Consider the following 20676-nt stretch of genomic DNA (forward strand, 5'->3'; position numbering starts at 1 on the left):
GTATAATCAAATTACCCTAGACGAAAGTCTGAAATAGCCATAACAAATACGAAAGAAAAAAGTGCTGCCGGGCAGCACTTTTTTCTTTTGTATACTACTATTTAAGGAATAGAATTAGAAAAAAGGATTATTCATCCTATATTTCTTTTATTTTTTCACATGCTCTTTCACTACACGGAATAGAGCAAGCAGAGCCAAGACATTCGGAATAACCATCAGACCGTTAAAGAAGTCCGCCATATCCCAAACCAATTCTACCTTTAATGTTGTTCCTACAATAATACAAGCTACAACAATCAGGGAGTAAAGAGTTACCGCCTTCTTTCCGAAGAGATACTGTACGTTTACCGCTCCGAAGAAATGCCATCCCAAAACAGTGGAGAAAGCAAAGAAGAACAGACAAATGGCTACAAAGAAATGTCCAAAATTACCGAAGCCCGCTACAAAGGCTCTCTGGGTTAAAGCAATACCGGTATACAGAGGCTTCTGGGTTGCGGGATCCAACTGTCCATAGATACCGCTGGTTAAAATAACGAATACCGTAAAATTCAAAACAACAAAGGTATCAATAAATACGGAAACCATTGCGCAAAGTCCCTGATCATCCGGGCACTTCGCCTTTGCTCTGGCATGAGCATGAGGAGTGGAACCCATTCCGGCTTCGTTAGAGAAGAGTCCTCTTGCAACACCGAAACGAATAGCTTGACGAATAGTGATACCAAGTGCCGCACCGGTTACTGCCTGAGGATTAAAAGCACCGATAAAGATAGATGCCAATGCTCCCGGCAAAGCGGTGATATGCATAAGGATAAAGACTACCGCACCCAAAATATATACGCCTGCCATAATCGGAACAATTTTCTCCAGTACAGCTGCCAATCTCTTGGTTCCGCCAAGGAAGATGAAGGCTGCAATCGCTGCAACAAAGACACCGATAGCTATAGGAGGAATTTCAAAGTTCATAATATGGAAGACTTCCTGGAATGCCGCACCGATAGAGTTGGACTGCACCATATTTCCCATAAAGCCTAAAGCCAAGATGATGAATACCGCAAAGAGTCCGGCCAAAACCTTACCCAGTGCACCGGAAAATGCAGCCTTAATGTAATATACAGGACCTCCGGTTATATCGCCATCCTTCTCTTCTTTATACACCTGAGCCAATACAGCCTCGCCATAGATGGTTGCCATTCCAAAAAATGCGGAAACCCACATCCAAAAAATTGCACCCGGGCCTCCACTGACAATCGCTGTTGCAGCACCTGCCAGATTACCGGTTCCTACCTGGGCCGCAATCGCAGTCGCAATGGCCTGGAAGGGTGACATCTCTCCTTTTTCATGCTTCTCACCCTTTAAGGAAAAGTGTCCGAAAACCAACTTAAATCCTTCTCCAAGGCGTCTTAGCTGAATAAAACGCAGGCGAATCGTGTAATAGATTCCGGTTCCACACAGCAAGAAGATCAGCAGAAAGCTCCAAAGGAACGTATTTCCTTTTCCAATAAAATCCTGTAAAACATTCATGGCTTTTCTCCTTTTCGTTAAAGAAAAATGTTTGATTGTGAATATTTTATCCAGAATTTTTCTCTATAGCAATTTTTTCCGACTTTATATAGTAAACTTCTATATACATAGTCCATTTTGCTGAATTTTTCTTGCTATTTTGTATAGTTTTTTAAAGCTTTCCAAAATTTTAAACAACTATCTCCCATGCAGTTTAGCAAGAACGAAATAAAAAAAGCCATAAAGAATCAAAATTGTTTGCACTACATTATTTTCATTCGTTACAGCTCTAATTCGTCTTATTACGCCAAAAAATCTTTTTCCTTTATAAATTGTAAAAGCACTTCTCCCAGAATAATCTGCCCTTCAGGAAGAAGATGTACCCGGTCCGGAAAGCGGGGAAGGGCTAAAGCAAAGGGGCTAAAGCACAGAATTCCTTTTTCCTTGCAAAATGCCTTTAGGGAAGCATCCCATTTTCCATCCAAGGTAGAAAAGGCTTCATAAGAACGATCTCCCGGAAAGGACAGAGAGGGAGGCGCAATATAAAGGATATGTTCCTTCGGGAAGGGAATTCCGTAGCGAGGACAGTTCTCCAAAAATTCCGCCAGCCTTTTAATGACTCTTTCTCCGTCAGGTCTTCCAAAGCTTAAGTAATCGTTGATTCCCAGAAAAAGAATCATTCTATCCTCAGGTTCAAAGTCTTTACAGGCCTTTTGCAAATCCTCCCACTCAAAGGGAAGCTCCGGAATGCATCTCCCCACCTTTGCTTCCACCAGAAGGGAATAGTCGGGAAATGCCTGTTCCAAGGTATAATAATACCGTTCTTCCAAGGGCAAGCGCAGATCCTGATGCTTTTCATTGGGAAGATAGCCGTAGCTGATAGAATCTCCGTAAATCAGTAGTTTTTTCACCTTGCACTCCCCTCTTATTTTGCAGCGGGCCCAGCCACACGCTCCGATTCTCCGGAAACCTTTTTCGTGATTTTTTCCCGATCAAAATACTGAATCATGGCTTTTGCACATTTTCTACTGGTAGAAAATGCATCCTTAAGGGTGGCAATGCCCAGGACTTCTTCCTTTTGAAAATATTCCAATACCCAGGCCTTAACCTTCTCCAAATCCTGTGCAAGAATCAAAAGCTCAGGATCCTCTCCTACCTTCACCACTCTTCCTTCCACTATGGTATTCTGCAAAATATCCTGAAAATCTTCTTCCTTGGCCTTTCCTCTTTCCAGCTCTTCCAATTTCAAGAGCTGATAGCCGGCATTTTCCAGGGTTGTTAGAATGTTCTTTTCTATACCTTGATAATTTGCGTCTTTAAAATCCTCTTGGGAGGAAAGATAGAGCAGATCCCCCTTACTTTGCAGCTCGGGAAGGAGAGAAAGCAGGGCATCAAAGACCTTGGTATTGCCCTTTTTCCATAACTTTTCCCGTAATTCCGCCTTTGCCATACCGATGCGATAGGGATGGGCTTTTCGGAATTTTTCCAATTCTTCCTTACATTTACTCTCCCAATAAAATTTATTGTCTCCATGAAGATAAACTGTTCCCTGCTGCAAAGGAAGCTCACAAAGCTTTCCGTTACCCCGTAGTTCCTCCACAAGGGGAAGCAATTCCTCATTTTCCAAAGAAAGGTCTTTTCCCGCCTCCTTTAGGCCGGCACCAAATTTTGCCTCCAGAAAATAACTTTCCAAAGTCTCCTCTAAAGAGCCCTCTTCCTTTCGTCTTAAGGCATCAATTTCCTCTTCCCGGAAACGTTTTTTCTTCTTGGCATTGGCCTCCAGAACAGTTCCTCCGCCAATAGTTTCCACAGGGCTGTAAAACCGAAGAAGGAAGGGATCCCCTTTGGCAAAAACCATTTCCTGCTCTAAAAGAATCTGACAATATCCCTCTTCCCCTGCCTTAAGCTCCTCTTTGTCCAGAAGAATAATACGACAAAGCAGTTCTATGGTACCGGTCAGAAAATGCAGTCTCTCTCTGTTTTTAACGGTTCTTTGGGAGGAGGGAAGAATGCGTACCTTGGCATCCAAAAGCTTGGTATTTTCAAAGCTGTTTTCCCGAGCCAGTACAGCGCCCTTCTTGATATCGCCCTTCTTTAATCCTGTAAGGTTCAAGGCCACTCTCTGTCCTGCCACCGCCTGCTCTGCATCCTGTTCATGAACCTGGATATTTCGGATGCGCACCGGAAGACGCTTGGGATAAATCTCCACCCCATCCCCCTTTGTCAAAGTTCCGGAAATCAAGGTACCGGTAATAATGGTTCCCAAGCCCTGCAGGCTGAAGATCCTGTCAATGGGGAGTCTGGGTAGACCGCTGGGGCTTTTTTCCGGAAGAGTTTTCACCATTTCCAAAATAGCATCCTTGCAGCCATCGATTCCCGCTCCGGTTTTCGTGGATACCTCCACAATCTTAGCCTTCTCCAGCATGGTTCCCCGGAATTCCTCCCGAATATCCTCTTTTACCATGGAAATCCAGTCCTCATCCACCAAATCACATTTGGTCAGTACCACAATACAATTCTCAATGCCAAGCAGAGAAAGGATGTCCAAATGCTCTCTGGTCTGGGGCATGATTCCCTCATCCGCCGCCACCACCAGGAGCACCATATCCATACCGCAAACTCCGGAAACCATCTGCTGAATAAATTTCTCATGTCCCGGTACATCGATGACACCGCAGCGGGTGCCGTCCTTTAAGTCAAACCAGGTAAAGCCCAGCTCAATGGTAATTCCCCGATCCTGTTCTTCCTTTAAGCGATCCGTCTCTCTTCCGGTTAAAGCACGAATAAGAGATGTTTTGCCATGGTCAATGTGTCCGGCAGTTCCGATAATGATATGTTTCATGAAGTCCTCCAAAGCAAGTATTTACAGGCTCCCCTTCTTTTTGGCATAAAGGATGACCTGAGCGATGATACTGATCACAAACAAAAGCAAAGAAAGCATCTGACTAACCGCAATGCCGGTTCCGAAGAACATCAGGGAATCCGCCCGAAGTCCTTCAATAAAGAAGCGTCCAAAGCCGTATAGCATTAAGTAAAAGAGAAAAATCTGTCCATCATAATTCTTTCTTTTAGAGTAAAAATAAAGAAAGGCAAAAACACAGAGATTCCACATACTCTCATAGAAAAATGTGGGATGCACCTGAATATAGGACACGCCGGAAATATATTGCAAATTCGAGAGCACATCACTATTCAGCATCCCCGGATTCACAATACTTTCCTTAATCCGCATGGCCAGTAAGGAATTCGTATATCCCCCAAAGGCTTCCGCATTGAAGAAATTTCCCCAACGGCCGATAGCCTGCCCCAAAATCAATCCGATAGCACCGGAATCCGCCATCGGCAGAAAGTTCAGCTTTCTCTTCTTACAAAAGCCTATACAGGTGGCAATGGCCGCCAATACGCCGCCGTAAATCGCCAATCCTCCCTGACGAATATTGGGAATCTCCAACAAATGCTTGGAATAATATTCCCACTCGAAAATCACATAGTAGAGCCTGGCACCGATGACTCCCAGAACAATCACAATCAAGGCAAAGTCCTGAATATCATCCACCTTGTGGCCATGCTTGGCATAATCCCTTGAAGCCACCGACATGCCCAGAAGCATTCCGATTCCGATAATAATGCCGTAGAAAGCTATAGAAAAACCAAAAACCGAGATACTGTTCTGTAATTTTTCAATGCCGATTCCCAGGTGGGGAAAATATAAATCATAGTTTTCCATTCTCTGTCCTTTCCTTTTATGCTACGCGCCCTATCTTCCGGCACTTTAAGTCTCAAAAATAGCAGCTCAGAAGCTCATCGCTATCCCCGCAATCCCTTCACTATCCCTGCAATTTCTTCACTATCCCTTGCCTTTCTTGAACAGCAAAACTTAAGACTCCAAAAGCTTTAAGAACTCTTCCTCCGTTAGAATCGGAATACCCAGCTCCTTGGCCTTCTTATTCTTACTGCTTCCGGAAGTACTGTCATTGTTGATTAAGTAGTCCGTGTTTTGAGACACGGAGGAGCTGCTCTGTCCTCCAGCCTTTCGGATTTCCTCCTCTAAAGCCTTTCGATTGGGAAAATGATGAACCGCTCCGGTAATCACGAAATGCTTTCCGCTGATTCCGCTTTTCTCCTCTTTCTCTTCCTTTTCCAAATGCAAAATAGATAAGAGCTCCCGGACAATCCGGCGATTATCTTCCTTTTGAAAATACTCTACAATGCTGTCCGCTAAAACCTGGCCAATCCCTTTCACTTGAAGGATTTCTTCCCTGGAAGCATCCATCAGTTTATAGGGATCCTGGGAAAAGGCCTCTGCCAACATTCTGCCGTTGCTGACGCCGATTCCCTCTATTCCCAGACCATAAAGAAGTCTCCCCAAATTGGAAGTCTTAGCTTTCTCAACATTTTCCTGAATTTTCTCAAAGGACTTTAGACCAAAGCCCTCCATGCCGATAATTTCTTCCCTATGCTTTTCCAAGGAGAAAAGATCCGGGAATTCTTGAATAAAGCCTCTGCCCAGCCATTTTTCCAGGGTCATCTCGGAAAGCCCCTCAATATTCAGAGCATCTCTACTGGTAAAAAGAGCAAACTGCTTAATTCGCTTTGCCGGACAATGGGGATTTGTGCAATAGAGCATCTTGGTTTCTTTGTCCTTAACAATCCTGGTTTCTCCCTGACAGGCAGGACAATGCTTGGGAATATCCAAATTCCCTGACTTTGTTTTATTTTCCCCAATCTGGGGAATAATCATATTTGCCTTATAAACCGTGATTTCATCTCCGATACCAAGGGCTAAATCCTCACAATAGCTGATATTGTGAAGACTGGCTCTGCTAACCACTGTGCCCTCCAGCTCCACCGGAGTAAAGATAGCCACAGGGTTAATTAAGCCTGTTCTGCTGGGAGACCATTCCACGGAAAGAAGCTTTGTAGTCTCCTCCTCATCCTGCCACTTAAAGGCAATGGCATTCCGGGGGAATTTCGCGGTTCTTCCCAAACTTTCTCCATAGGCAATATCGTTATATAAAAGCACCAATCCATCGGAGGGGAAGTCATTTTTCGGCATCAGCTTGGAAAACTCCGCCACTGCCTCTTGGATATTTTCAGCGTTCACCATTTTTCGATGTACTACAGAAAATCCCTGCTTTTCCAGAAAGCGGAACTCTTCCTCATGTTGGTTATGAAAATCCGGAGCTTTTCCCTCTTCCTCCGCAAGCACCAGGCTAAACAACGAAATCTGCACCCTTCTTTCCTTCGTCACCTTCGGATCCAGCTGACGAACGGAACCGGAGCAAAGATTTCTGGGGTTTTTGTATTTGGCTCCCTCTTCCGGAAGCTCTTCATTGATTCTTTCAAAATCGGAATAGGAAATAAAGGCCTCTCCACGCACCACAAGATGCCCCTTAAAAGGAATCTGTAATGGCAAATTTTGGAAGGTCTTGGCGTTTTCCGTAACCAATTCTCCTATGATACCGTTTCCTCTGGTTACCGCCTTTAAAAGCTTTCCCTCCTGATAATGCAAAACAATGGTTAATCCGTCCAATTTCCAGGAAAGAATTCCCTCCTGTCCCTGCAAAAAGCTTTGCAGATCCTCTACAGACTTGGTTTTATCCAAAGAAAGCATTGGTGTTTCATGGGCTTCCTTGGGTAGAGCGGTAGCCACCGCATAGCCTACATTTTGGCTGGGGCTTCCGGAAAGCACCACACCGCTCTCCTTTTCCAGACTCAGCAAAGTATCATAGGCCTTGTCGTACTCTAAGTTGGAGACAATCTCTCTTCCCTCCTGATAATAGGCCTTAGCCGCCTCATTCAAAAAGGAAATCAACTCCTTCATTCGGGCAATACTATCCTGCTTATCGGCTTCTTGCAATCCGCTATTTTCTTCTATTGTGCTATTTTCTTGACTCCCCATACTATCCTCTTAAGTTCTCAGCCTATGGCTATTCACTCTCTAAACTATCCCTCAAAAAATTCTAAGTCTTCTCTTTTTATCTCGAAATATTCTCCGGGTTTCATTTTTCCCAGTTCTATATTCATCACCCGAATCCGCTTTAAGCGAGTCACTTCATAGCCAAGGGCTTCGCACATTCTACGAATCTGGCGATTTAAGCCTTCCGTTAAGACAATGTGAAACTGCTTCCGCTGAATCTCCTTGGGCAGCTTCGGATCCTGCCAAAGCACTGCCCGTCTGGTGCTTCTCTCCAGTTCCGGAAGGTAAACACCTGAGGACATTTCCTGTAAAAACTCTTTGGTCACCGGCTTATCCACCGAAACAATGTATTCTTTTTCCTTATAGCCGCTGGCTTTATTGATTTGATTCACCAAATCTCCCTGATTGGTCAAAAGCAACAAGCCTTCAGAGTCTTTATCCAGACGACCGATTGGGTAGATTCTTTCCTTATAGCCGATGGCCTCAATGACATTTTTCCCTCTGTCCTTCTCTCCTGTGGTACAAATAATGCCTCTTGGCTTATAATATTTCAGCAGTACAGGCTTTGGTTTTTCCTTCTTATGCCCTTTTCCGGAAATAAGCTTCCCCTCTAAGAGAATCTCCTCTTTTCCCAGAATTTCCATGCCAAGGCTGGCTTTCTCTCCGTTTACCAAAAGCTTGCCTTCGGAAATATAACGGTCCGCCTCTCTTCTGGAACAAATCCCCATGGCACTGAGCCATTTATTGATACGCATCCTTCCCCCTTATTCCTAATGAATAAACATGGCATCCCCAAAACTGAAGAAACGATACTTTTCCTTAACCGCCTCTTCATAGGCATGCAAGATTTTCTCCCTGCTGGACAATGCGGAAACCAGCATAAGAAGGGTGGACTCCGGCAAATGGAAGTTGGTAATCAAGGCATCCATCACCTTAAAAGAAAATCCCGGATAGATGAAAATATCTGTCCAGCCGGACTTGGCTTCTATTTTTCCACTTTCTCTTGCGGCGGACTCCAGGGCTCTGCAGGAGGTGGTTCCGGTACAGATGACTCTTCCCCCTCTTTTTTTGCAGGCTTCTATCTTCTCCGCCACCTCTTGGGAAACGGAATAATATTCAGAATGCATGTGATGCTTCTCCACTTCCTCCATTTTCACCGGCCGGAAGGTACCAAGGCCTACATGAAGGGTGATGCGAAGAATCTCAATCCCCTTAGCCTCACACTGCTCCAGTTGCTCTTTGGTCCAATGCAGTCCCGCCGTAGGGGCTGCCGCAGAGCCCTCTTCTTTAGCATAGACGGTATTATAACGGGTTCTATCCTCTAATTTATGGGTAATATAAGGGGGAAGAGGCATCTCTCCCAGTTGGTCCAATACCTCTTCAAAAATTCCGCTGAATTCAAAGCGAATCAGCCGGTTTCCCTCCTCTAAAATATCTACTATCTCCGCCTTCAGTCTTCCATCCCCAAAGGAAATTCTTGCGCCGGGCTTTAATTTCTTTCCGGGCTTTACCAGACACTCCCAGTGCTCCTTATCTTTCCGATGCAACAAAAGCACCTCTACCTGCGCTCCGGTATCTTCCTTCACCCCGTATAATCTTGCCGGAATCACCTTGGTTTCATTTAAAACCAGACAATCTCCCGGATGCAAATAATCCAGGATATCATAAAAATGCTTATGCTCGATTTCTCCCGTTTCCTTATCTAAAAGCATGAGTCGAGAGGAGGAGCGATTCAGCAGGGGATCCTGCGCAATCAATTCCTCCGGTAAATCATAATAAAAGTCCTTGGTATTCATGGAATTCCCTTCTGTAACTCTATCTCCTATCCGTTACCGGATGGTAATACTTTAGCTATACTATTTCTTTGGATAAAGACTATATCTGCTAGGTCATCTATCCGTTACCGGCAGTCGTACTTTCTGTAGCTCCTTCTGAGCTTGTCGTAGCTGTTGCTTCCGTACCGGCATCTGCTAAAGTATCTCTGCCGGCATTTTCCGCCGATGTCGGATTTTCAGAAGCTGAAGAACTTGCTTCCCCACCGGGAGATAGGGAAACACTGCCATCGGATTCTGTAACCGCAGCCGGTCCATCATCATTTACCTCTAAAAGAGATACCTCGGAATCAATGGAGGCCTGATCCTGGGTATAGATTCTTCCGGTTTGGAAGGCATCATAAAGAACAGCCAGTCGAGAATCTGAAGATAGAGCCTCTAAAAGCTGAGAATCCACCGCATTGATTAAATCCTGCACATTGGCATGGGTGGCAATATAGGCATGAATAAATTTTGTTTGCTCCGGAGTTTTATTTTCCACCAACTCAAAGGAATTTTGGTCATTTACCCGCATATAGCAGTACATCAAAGCCGGTGCCGGAGTTTTCGCCCTTCGGAAATGTACCTGATACTGCAGGAAAATAAGCTTTTCATTCTCTCCTATACCGGGTACCGCGTAGGTTTTTATATTGTCATAGGCTTCTATATATCCGGCTTGGGTTTTCAGCTGCTTTTGTAACCTTTCTCTTTGCTCCTTGCTTTGATTTTCCACACCGCTGAGACGATAAAGCGTATCCACATCCGCAGCAAGCTTTGCTTGAAAATACTCCTGGAAAAATTTCACCAGCACATCATCATTGTATTCCGCTAAAGTCTGATCTTTATCCTCTTCCACATCTGAAGAACTGACAATGGTAGAAGTGCTGGCCTTCGGCTTTGCTTTCTCCTGATAGGGTGATGCGCCGAAGCCAAAAGCTTCCAATATTTTAATCAGCACAATCAAAACCAAGACAATAATCGGTATCAGAAAAAAGGATTGCTCATGGAAATCCCTTCTCTTTTTCTGAATCTTATGCAGTTTTCTCTGTCGTTGATTTCTTTTCTTTAAAATAATCTTTTCTCGACTTTTTTTCGACAACATTTTCTTTACATCATCTAAAGTATCAAGATTTTTTCCCATATTTTTTGTCCTATCTTTGTTCAGTTTAACTTTTCTATCATAACGCACTTTAGGTAAAAAATACAGCAAAAAAGCGTGTTCCTTACGAAACACGCTTTTCTTAAAGATTCGTTTAGGGATTCTTTCTAATTACTCAAGAATCTTAACAACTCTTCCGGATCCTACAGTTCTTCCACCCTCACGGATAGCGAAACGAAGTCCCTCTTCCATAGCGATTGGGTGAATAAGATCTACTTCCATCTCAGTGTTATCACCGGGCATAACCATCTCTACGCCGTCTGGCAGCATGCAGATTCCGGTTACGTCAGTTGTTCTGAAATAGAACTGTGGACGGTAGTTGGTGAAGAAAGGAGTATGACGTCCACCTTCATCCTTTGTTAATACGTAAACCTGAGCGGTAAACTTCTTGTGGCACTTTACAGAACCCGGCTTACAAATAACCTGTCCTCTTTCAATCTGGTCACGGTTGATACCACGAAGAAGAAGACCAACGTTATCTCCTGCCATAGCCTCATCAAGCTGCTTACGGAACATCTCGATACCGGTGATAACGGACTTCTGAGTCTCCTCGTTGATTCCAACGATTTCAACTTCATCAGATACGTGAAGAACTCCACGCTCTACTCTACCGGTAGCAACAGTTCCACGTCCTGTGATGGTGAAGATATCCTCAACAGGCATAAGGAAAGGCTTATCAGTCTCACGAGCTGGCTCCGGGATATAGCTGTCTACAGCATCCATAAGTTCCATGATCTTATCGCCCCACTCGGACTTAGGATCTTCAAGAGCCTTTAATGCGGAACCCTTGATTACAGGGATGTCATCTCCAGGGAACTCATACTCGGAAAGAAGCTCTCTAACTTCCATCTCTACAAGCTCAAGAAGCTCTGGATCATCAACCATGTCACACTTGTTCAGGAATACAACGATAGCAGGAACACCTACCTGACGTGCAAGAAGGATGTGCTCTCTTGTCTGTGCCATAACACCGTCAGTAGCAGCTACTACGAGGATAGCTCCATCCATCTGAGCAGCACCGGTAATCATGTTCTTAACATAGTCAGCGTGTCCCGGGCAGTCAACGTGAGCATAGTGTCTCTTCTCTGTCTCGTACTCAACGTGAGAGGTGTTGATGGTGATTCCTCTTTCTCTCTCTTCCGGAGCCTTATCGATGTTAGCGAAGTCTGTTGCTGTGTTACCAGCTACACGGTCTGCTAAAACCTTGGTGATAGCAGCTGTAAGAGTTGTCTTACCGTGGTCTACGTGTCCGATAGTTCCGATGTTACAGTGTGGTTTGGTTCGCTCAAAATGCGCCTTTGCCATTTCAATACCCTCCTAATAAATGTAATACAACGAAAATCATGCCAAGCACCAACGCATGCATAGCATGCGAATTGCAGTACATCCCAAGTTCGTCCGAAAAAGAACCCAGTGACCATGATTTTATCATTAGTTTTCCTTGAAAGCAAGCCTTTTTCTGTAGTCCTAAGGCCCACAGAAAAGGCCTGTTAAATCTTCTTTTTTCTATCCCATAGTTAAGTTTTTCTATGGAATAAATATGTTCTTTTTCCTACGTAGTTCTATTACTTCTTTACGTTGGAAAGAACCTTTTCCTGAACGTTCTTAGGACACTTCTCATATTTCTCGAAGAACATGGAGTAGTTTGCTCTACCCTGTGTCTTGGAACGAAGGTCTGTTGCATATCCGAACATCTCTGCCAGTGGAACGTAGGCATTAACCTGCTTTCCGGAAGGGATGTCTTCCATGCTCTCGATTCTACCACGACGAGAGTTTACGTCTCCGATTACGTTACCCATATACTCTTCCGGTGTAGTAATCTCCACCTTCATGATAGGCTCTAAAAGGATTGGATCTGCCTTCTGCATAGCGTTCTTGAAGGCGATGGATCCTGCAAACTCGAAGGCACGCTCGTTAGAGTCGACCTCGTGGTAAGATCCGTCATAAACGTTTGCATTAACACCCAGTACAGGGAATCCTGCAAGAATACCGGAATTGGCAGCTTCACGAATACCCTTCTCGATTGCAGGGATGTATTCCTTAGGAATAGATCCACCCACAACGGTAGACTGGAACTTGAAAAGCTCTTCTCCGTTTGGATCCATAGGCTCGAACTTAACCTTACAGTGTCCGTACATACCGGAACCACCGGACTGGTGAATGTACTTTCCTTCCACATCAACAGGCTTTGTGAAAGTCTCTTTGTAAGCAACCTCGGGAGCACCAACGTTTGCCTCTACCTTAAACTCACGAAGGAGACGGTCTACGATAATCTCAAGGTGCAACTCTCCCATTCCGGAGATGATGGTCTGTCCTGTTTCCTCGTTGGTTCTAACACGGAAGGTAGGATCTTCTTCGGCAAGCTTTGCCAAAGCCTCACCCATCTTACCCTGAGAAGCCTTAGTCTTAGGCTCGATAGCCACAGAGATAACAGGCTCCGGGAACTCCATGGACTCGAGGATGATGGGGTGCTGCTCATCACAGATGGTATCTCCTGTGGAAGTAAGCTTAAATCCTACTGCCGCAGCGATATCTCCGGAGAATACCTCATCCAACTCGTTTCTCTTGTTTGCGTGCATCTGCAGCAAACGTCCAACTCTTTCCTTCTTTTCCTTTGTGGAGTTCAGAACATAAGAACCGGTCTTTAATGTTCCGGAATACACACGGAAATATGCCAACTTACCAACGAAGGGGTCAGTCATAATCTTGAATGCCAGAGCAGCGAAAGGTGCACTGTCGGAAGAAGGTCTGCTGTCAGGCTCTCCATCCATATCGGTTCCCTGAATATCGGGAACGTCTGTCGGTGCAGGTAAGAAATCAATAACCGCATCCAAAAGCTTCTGTACACCCTTGTTACGGTAAGCAGTACCGCAAAGACAAGGAATAGCCTGTCCTGCAATGGTACCCTTACGAAGGGCTGCCTTTAATTCCTGCTCGCTTGGAATTTCTCCCTCAAGGTATTTCTCCATAAGGTCATCATCCAACTCGGAAATCTGCTCTACTAACTTCTCACGATATTCCTCAGCCAAGTCCTTGAACTCTTCAGGAACATCTGTGATTTCGATATCTTCACCCTTGTCATCCTTGTAGAAGTAAGCTCTCATCTCGAAGAGATCGATTACTCCTTTAAAGGTGTCTTCTCTTCCCATCGGAACCTGGGTAATGATACAGTTCTTACCCAAACGGTCTACGATAGTCTGAACAGAGTGGAAGAAATCCGCTCCCACAACGTCCATCTTGTTGATGAACGCCATACGAGGTACATTGTAGGTATCTGCCTGACGCCATACGTTCTCAGACTGAGGCTCTACACCGCTCTTTGCGTCAAATACACCTACTGCGCCGTCCAAAACACGAAGAGAACGCTCAACCTCTACGGTAAAGTCTACGTGTCCCGGGGTGTCAATAAGGTTGATTCTATATTCCGGTGCCCCTTTAATCTTCTTGTGCTCCTTCTCAGGAATCCAGTGGCAAGTGGTTGCAGCGGAAGTAATGGTGATACCTCTCTCCTGCTCCTGCTCCATCCAGTCCATGGTAGCACTACCTTCGTGGGTTTCTCCAATCTTGTGGTTTACACCGGTGTAATAGAGGATACGCTCGGAAAGTGTTGTTTTACCGGCGTCAATATGCGCCATGATACCAATATTTCTTGTGTGCTCAAGGGAATACTGTCTTTCAGCCAATGTCTTTCCTCCTATTAGAATCTGTAATGAGCAAATGCCTTATTGGCCTCAGCCATTCTATGCATCTCCTCTTTACGCTTTACTGCAGCACCTGTGTTGTTGGCTGCATCCATAATTTCATTTGCTAATCTTTCTGCCTGAGTCTTCTCAGAACGCTTTCTGGAAAACTCTGTAAGCCATCTTAATGCCAAGGTCTGGCGTCTCTCAGGCTTTACTTCCATTGGTACCTGGTATGTGGCACCACCAACTCTCTTTGCCTTTACTTCAAGTACAGGCATGATGTTGTTCATTGCTTCTTCAAATACTTCTACAGCATCCTTCTCTGCCTTAGCGGCAACCTTCTCGAATGCTCCATAAACGATCTTCTGTGCAACACCCTTCTTACCATCTAACATGATGGAGTTTACAAGCTTAGTTACAATCTTGGAATTGTAAATTGGGTCTGCCAGTACATCTCTGTGTAGCGTATGTCCTTTACGTGGCACGTTACTTCCCTCCTTAAATACTGGATTTAGATCAACGGTACTCTCTTAGGAAAATGTTTTTCCCATCTTCTTTGAGTTCATGCGGAAATGGACACAGGCTTATCTATCTTTGTGACCAAATTTTCCGTCATAACCATGTCTAAATGAAACTACGATTTCGGCTTAAGCCTTCTTTGCCTTAGGTCTCTTTGCGCCGTACTTGGAACGAGCCTGCATACGATTTGCAACGCCTGCAGTATCCAAAGTACCACGAATGATGTGATAACGTGTACCGGGAAGATCCTTAACACGGCCACCACGAATCATAACAACAGAGTGCTCCTGAAGGTTGTGTCCTTCTCCGGGAATGTAGGATGTTACTTCGATTCCGTTGGAAAGACGTACTCTGGCGATCTTACGAAGAGCAGAGTTCGGCTTCTTCGGTGTTGCAGTCTTTACGGCTGTACAAACACCTCTCTTTTGTGGAGCGCTGTTCGTAGTTGCTCTCTTCTGTAAAGAGTTGAACCCTTTCTGAAGAGCAGGGGCAGTGGACTTTTTCTTGCTGGTCTCTCTACCCTTTCTAACGAGCTGGTTAAATGTTGGCATTTTGGTCTCCTTTCATAATAGTTTTGCTCCCTTTATGTGACCACCTTGCGAAAGGCATGCATAAAGAAAGGCGCGAGAAAACTCACGCTCAACAAATATAAGCTTGGGATAAAGAAAAGTCAAGAAAAATCACGGCTTTTTTCAAGGGAAAAATCCTTCCTTATTATAATTATTATAAATATTAGTGATTAATTATTTTGCATATCATAGATATTGACTGGCTTTTGCTCTTGTGATAGTTTAATCTCGTTTCTTTGTGGTTAGATTTGACTAACTTTATTTTCGCATAAATAAAGAGTATTAAGAATATGGTTAGCTATATACTACATCATTTTTCTTCCCTTCTAACCATATCATCACACGTACTATCTCTTGTAGAGGTAGAAAGGAGTTCCTTATGAAAAGGAAAGCATTTTCATGCGCTGTCCTTTCCATAGCCACAGCAATGTTGCTTCCCGGTATCAGCTTTGCCAAGCCGGCAAGCACCGCCGGACAATGGTTTAACCGTTCCGGAAAATGGTATTATGGAAAAGACGAAGAAAACTTACGAAAGGAATGGATTGTCTCTGATGGTGACTGGTTTTATCTCCAAAAGGATTCGGGAGAGCTTCAGTCCGGTTGGTTAAGCTTAGACGGAAAGAAATATTTCCTCAATACTTTGCACAATGGACAATTCGGAAAATTACTGACCGGCTGGCAATGGATTGACGGTTACTGCTATTTCTTTGAAGCAGAGGATCCTAAAACTCTGGGAGAGTTAAAAGTATCCGGCTTAACCAAGGATGGATACACGGTAGACGAAAACGGACGTTATCTTTCCAATGGCAAGGTAGTGTATGAAGCCGGAAAGGGACTTCCCGGCACGGAAAGCGGTCAAAGCGTTGCCGGAGCCAGCAGATCGATTCCTTCTGCTTCAGCCGATTCCTCTTATAGAAGCCGTTCCCGTAGAAGCAGTTCCGACAGCCAGATTCAAGCCCCAAAGGAAGAGGCCAAACCGGAACAGCCGAAGGCAGATAAAAAACCCGAAAGTCCCAAGGAGGACAAGAAGCCTGAAATTCCCAAGGAAGATAAGAAACCTGAAGTTCCTAAGGAGGATACGAAGCCTGAGACTCCTAAGGAAGAGGAAAAAAAGCAAAGTCTTATGGACGGTGTTTATTTCGGAACTTCCAAGGAGGGGATCCACTTCCAAGAAAAGGGTCCAAATATTGTTAAGGTTCGAATTGAAAATGGAAAAATCGTCTCTGCAGAAAGCGTGGTTTTTACCGATGACACACAACCGGACTTTTTTGCCAAGTTCAGAGACCGGCTTCTGGAAAGAGTCAAAGGCTTGGACTCTGTTGATGAGGTGAAAAAATCCGTTAACAGTAAGAGCGGAAAGTATTATGACGGGTTGGCAGGAGCCACCAGAACTCTTCGTTCCCATACCTCAGCCCTGGAAAATGCTTTAAATCAAGCGAAGAATCAAGAAGGCCGGAAGGCTTTCCCCTTTAGCTATATGGAGTTTGAAAGCCGTCCCAACCCCAGTCAGAGCGGTAAGACTTTGGATTTAAGCGATACCCGCCTAAAGCTACATTTTCCAAGCGGAGAAACGAAAGTCGTAAGCCCGGAGGAATTTGCGCAGTACGGTATCAGCACCAGTCCTGCGCAGGGTTCTCCCATTAAAGAAGGAACCAAGGAGATTTTGGTACATTTTCTGCAAAAGGATATGGATATCGACTTAGTCAGCGCCATCGTACCCAGAGCAGAGATTCGAAAGAAATATCCTACAGAAATCCACGTACATTATGCAAATGGAGACAGCTCTACCATTACGCTTGATAAAGGGAACTTCCGGTATACCATTCCCGCTAAGGGAAAGATTGACCACATGCACTTAATGGACGGGGATAAGGAAGTGGCAAGATCTCAGTATGATGCTGCTGCCAACCAGTGGAGCTTCTCCTTAAAGGATGTTCCCCATGAAGGCTTCAGCTCTTGGGGCTATGAGCTTTATACAGTTAAGGTGGACACCAGCAAGGACAACTCCCCCATCGCTTCCTTTAAGCTGGATTCTCGTTTGGCAAAGAAAGAATACCATGTGGGAGATGCTTTAAAGATTGATGATTTAATCGTGGAAGCTGTAACCGAGCAGGGTAACAATAAACTGTATCAAAACTGGGAGATGGCAAAGGCCGCAGGCTTTAGCTCTACTCCGGAAAATAACACAAGCTTAAATACCGTAGGCGATAATACTGTTACCATTCGTTACCACAAGGGCGACCTGGATTTATCCCAAAGCTTTACCGTAAATGTTAAAGATCTGGCTAATCAGGTTCCCGCTAAGGTGGAGATTCGCACCAAGGCGGGAGAACTGGTAAAGCGCTACAGCTTTACCGAAGCTCAATGGGAAGAAAAACAGGGTATGCTTTCCTATGTGCAGGTTCCTGTTCCCAAGAAGTTTGAAACAGCATGGAACAACAAGGAATTTACCGCAAAAGCCTTCAATAAGGATGGCAACGAATTGAAGGTGGAAGTAAACAAACGAGGAATTCTATTCCGCGTGCAATTCCCGAATTATACCCATGATGTAGCTTATCAGAATGCTATGCTGAGTCTGAGCTTTAAGTTTGAAGAAAATGCCCCGGAAGAAAAGGATGAAAACGAGAAAGTAAATCCGGAAACACCAAATCCCGAAAAACCTAAGGAGGAGAATCGGCTGACCGATGGGATTTACTATGGAACCTCCAAGGAAGGCATCCATTTTCAGGAAAAGGGAGCGAATATCGTAAAGGTTCGGATTGAAAACGGAAAGATTGTTTCCGCAGAAAGTGTGGTTTTTACCGATGACACACAACCGGACTTTTTTGCCAAGTTCAGAGACCGGCTTCTGGAAAGAGTCAAAGGCTTGGACTCTGTTGACGAAGTGAAAAAATCCGTTAACAGTAAGAGCGGAAAGTATTATGACGGGTTGGCAGGAGCCACCAGAACTCTTCGTTCCCATACCTCAGCCCTGGAAAATGCTTTAAATCAAGCGAAGAAGCAAGAAGGCCGGAAGGCTTCCCCCTTTAGTTATATGGAATTTGAAAGCCGTCCCAACCCCAGCCAGAGCGGTAAGACTTTGGATTTAAGCGATACCCGCCTAAAGCTACATTTTCCAAGCGGAGAAACGAAAGTCGTAAGTCCCGAGGAATTTGCGCAGTACGGTATCAGCACCAGCCCTGCACAGGGTTCTCCTATTAAGGAAGGAACCAAGGAGATTTTGGTACATTTTCTACAAAAGGATATGGATATCGACTTGGTCAGCGCCATCGTACCGAGAGCGGAGATTCGCAAGAAATATCCTACAGAAATCCACGTACATTATGCAAATGGAGACAGCTCTACCATTACGCTGGATAAAGAGAACTTCCGGTATACCATTCCCGCTAAGGGAAAAATTGACCACATGCACTTAATGGATGGGGATAAGGAAGTGGCAAGATCCGTGTATGATGCTGCTGCCAACCAGTGGAGCTTCTCCTTAAAGAATGTTTCCCACGAAGGCTTCAGCTCCTGGGGCTATGAGCTTTATACCGTAAAGGTGGATACCAGCAAGGACAACTCTCCCATCGCTTCCTTTAAGCTGGATTCTCATTTGGCAAAGAAGGAATATCATGTGGGAGATGCTCTAAAGATTGATGATTTAATCGTAGAGGCAGTTACCGAGCAGGGTAACAATAAACTGTATCAAAACTGGGAGCTGGCAAAGGCCGCAGGCTTTAGTTCCACTCCGGAAAATAACACAAGCTTAAATACCGTGGGCGAAAATACTATTACCATTCGCTTCCACAAGGGCGACCTGGATTTATCCCAAAGCTTTACCGTAAATGTTAAAGATCTGGCTAATCAGGTTCCCGCTAAGGTGGAAATTCGTACCAAGAGCGGAGAACTAATAAAGCGCTATAGCTTTACACAGGAAGAATGGGAACAAAGTAGCGGAGGAATTAAGCGTTTTAATCAGCCTATTCCAAAGAAGTTCCAAGAAGCATGGAATGCCAAGGAGTTTATGGCAAAGGCCTATAATAAGGACGGTGAAGAGTTAACAGCAGTGAGTACTAGCAGGGGAATTATGTTCCGTGTAGAATTCCCGAGCTACAGCTCCGGTAACTTTGTAGGAACAGGAACCTTCTCTTTAAACTTTAAGTTCGAGGAAAATGCGCCGGTTGAAAAGGAAGAAACTGAGAGTCCTAAACCCGAAACGCCAAAGCCGGACGCTTCAAAACCCGATACAAAGCCGGAGAATCCTAAAGAGGAGACACCGAAAAAGGACGAGAAAACTTCCTCTTCCACCATTGAGAAGCCAGAGGAAAACAATACTACAGATGAATCTCTGGAAGCAGTTGTCCCCAGACACGTAGAAGTTTATTGGCGTGGAGAAAAGATTGTAGATAAAGACTACAGCTTGGAAGAAGTAAAGAAGCGCAAAGGACAACTTATCTTCAAAGGTGTAAAGGTTCCTGCAAAAATGAAAGGGCAGAACAAAGAGGAGAACTTTACCATAGTAATAAAAAACAGCAAAGGGGAAGACCTTCCTTATACAAAACTGGATACTCCTTATTCGAAAAGTCATGCCAGAATTCACATCGAATTGAAAAAGAGATATCCTGAATGGACTCCCATGCGGATAGACTATGTCTGGAGCTATGAAGAGGATCCGACGGAAAATAAACCCTCCACAGGAGATGAAAGCTCAGTAGATGATCTTCTCCCCAGCCATGCAGAAGTTTTTTGGCATGGAGAAAAGCTTGTGGAAAAAGACATTTCCAAAGAGCAGATTCAAGCTGCAAAGGGACGTTTAACATATGATGTTTCTGTTCCAGGCAAAAAGAAGAGAAATTTCACCAGCGATTACAGCGTAGTTGTTAAAAACCAAAAGGGCAAGGAGCTTCCCCAGAATCATGTCGCTTGGAATCCCGATAAAATATCCAGCCTTATAGTAAACCTGAAGAATCCCCATCCTCAGTGGGGAAAAATGAATTTGACCTTCATTTGGAAATATGAAGAGAATACGGAAAATACCACTCCCGAAGATCCTAATAAGAAGGAGGAAAGCAATCCGGCAGAGAAACCTAAGGAAGAGACAGATCCCAGCTATATCAAAACCTTCTATGGAGAAAGCGAAGTTGTCCCCTATGACTACACCGTAAAGGTAAAGGTAACCTGGGATAGCAAGGCAAAGAAAATTATCAAAGTAGAAGATAATGACACCTTTGCCGACACAAATGCTTCATTTTGGAACAAGGTAAAAAGAACTGCCATGCCTGCTCTAACAGGAAAGAACAGAGATACTGTAGATGACATCGACGCCGTTGCGAGATGCACCTTCAGTAGAAATGCTTTAGTAGAAGCTGTTCGAAACGCTATTCCGGAGGAATAATTGTAATAGAAATGCAGGAGGTAGAGCTAAGTCTTCTACCTCCATTTTTCTAAACAATTTCAAAATTTTTATGATCAAAATTCTAAAAATTCTATTGACAAAATATTCACTTTTAGGGTAATATAACGACGTTCCTTT

Annotated in this window: 13 protein-coding genes; 1 reads left to right on the plus strand and 12 read right to left on the minus strand. The window is 44.4% G+C overall.

Translation table 11 applies throughout. From position 1 onward, the window contains the following. Positions 1-147: 147 nt before the first annotated feature. The 12 genes from HNQ46_RS04100 to rpsL all read right to left on the minus strand — a co-directional run bounded on the left by HNQ46_RS04100 (position 148) and on the right by rpsL (position 15143). Positions 148-1521, minus strand: coding sequence for an alanine/glycine:cation symporter family protein (locus HNQ46_RS04100; RefSeq protein ID WP_183683271.1), 1374 nt, complete (start codon positions 1519-1521; stop codon positions 148-150). A gap of 281 nt (positions 1522-1802) precedes the next feature. Then, complete coding sequence (locus HNQ46_RS04105) at positions 1803-2411, minus strand: GDSL-type esterase/lipase family protein (RefSeq protein ID WP_183683273.1); 609 nt, start codon at positions 2409-2411, stop codon at positions 1803-1805. A 14-nt stretch (positions 2412-2425) separates the two neighbouring features. Next, a complete protein-coding gene (gene selB, locus HNQ46_RS04110) occupies positions 2426-4342 on the minus strand; it encodes a selenocysteine-specific translation elongation factor (protein WP_183683275.1) in 1917 nt (638 codons plus the stop codon). 21 nt (positions 4343-4363) lie between these two features. Continuing rightward, a complete protein-coding gene (lgt, locus tag HNQ46_RS04115) occupies positions 4364-5227 on the minus strand; it encodes a prolipoprotein diacylglyceryl transferase (protein ID WP_183683277.1) in 864 nt (287 codons plus the stop codon). A 150-nt stretch (positions 5228-5377) separates the two neighbouring features. Then, complete coding sequence (gene ligA, locus HNQ46_RS04120) at positions 5378-7402, minus strand: NAD-dependent DNA ligase LigA (protein WP_330604529.1); 2025 nt, start codon at positions 7400-7402, stop codon at positions 5378-5380. 44 nt (positions 7403-7446) lie between these two features. Beyond that, positions 7447-8175, minus strand: coding sequence for a pseudouridine synthase (locus HNQ46_RS04125; protein ID WP_183683279.1), 729 nt, complete (start codon positions 8173-8175; stop codon positions 7447-7449). 15 nt (positions 8176-8190) lie between these two features. After that, positions 8191-9216: a tRNA preQ1(34) S-adenosylmethionine ribosyltransferase-isomerase QueA gene (queA, locus tag HNQ46_RS04130; RefSeq protein WP_183683281.1), complete on the minus strand. Its 1026-nt coding sequence runs from the start codon at positions 9214-9216 to the stop codon at positions 8191-8193. A gap of 97 nt (positions 9217-9313) precedes the next feature. Next, on the minus strand, positions 9314-10372 hold the full coding sequence (locus tag HNQ46_RS04135; RefSeq protein WP_183683283.1) for a hypothetical protein: 1059 nt from the start codon (positions 10370-10372) through the stop codon (positions 9314-9316). A 129-nt stretch (positions 10373-10501) separates the two neighbouring features. Beyond that, positions 10502-11695: an elongation factor Tu gene (gene tuf, locus HNQ46_RS04140; RefSeq protein WP_007157961.1), complete on the minus strand. Its 1194-nt coding sequence runs from the start codon at positions 11693-11695 to the stop codon at positions 10502-10504. 260 nt (positions 11696-11955) lie between these two features. Continuing rightward, positions 11956-14073, minus strand: coding sequence for an elongation factor G (gene fusA / locus HNQ46_RS04145; RefSeq protein ID WP_007157962.1), 2118 nt, complete (start codon positions 14071-14073; stop codon positions 11956-11958). A 14-nt stretch (positions 14074-14087) separates the two neighbouring features. Next, entirely contained in the window at positions 14088-14558 is a 471-nt protein-coding gene (gene rpsG / locus HNQ46_RS04150; RefSeq protein ID WP_007157963.1) for a 30S ribosomal protein S7, read from the minus strand. A gap of 162 nt (positions 14559-14720) precedes the next feature. Then, on the minus strand, positions 14721-15143 hold the full coding sequence (gene rpsL / locus HNQ46_RS04155; protein WP_007157964.1) for a 30S ribosomal protein S12: 423 nt from the start codon (positions 15141-15143) through the stop codon (positions 14721-14723). 397 nt (positions 15144-15540) lie between these two features. On the opposite strand from rpsL, the gene HNQ46_RS04160 reads away from it, so the two are divergent. Beyond that, positions 15541-20538, plus strand: a complete 4998-nt coding sequence (locus tag HNQ46_RS04160; protein WP_183683285.1) for a bacterial Ig-like domain-containing protein — start codon at positions 15541-15543, stop codon at positions 20536-20538. The last annotated feature ends 138 nt before the right edge of the window (positions 20539-20676 follow it).

Source organism: Oribacterium sinus (assembly GCF_014202695.1).
GTDB lineage: Bacteria > Bacillota > Clostridia > Lachnospirales > Lachnospiraceae > Oribacterium > Oribacterium sinus.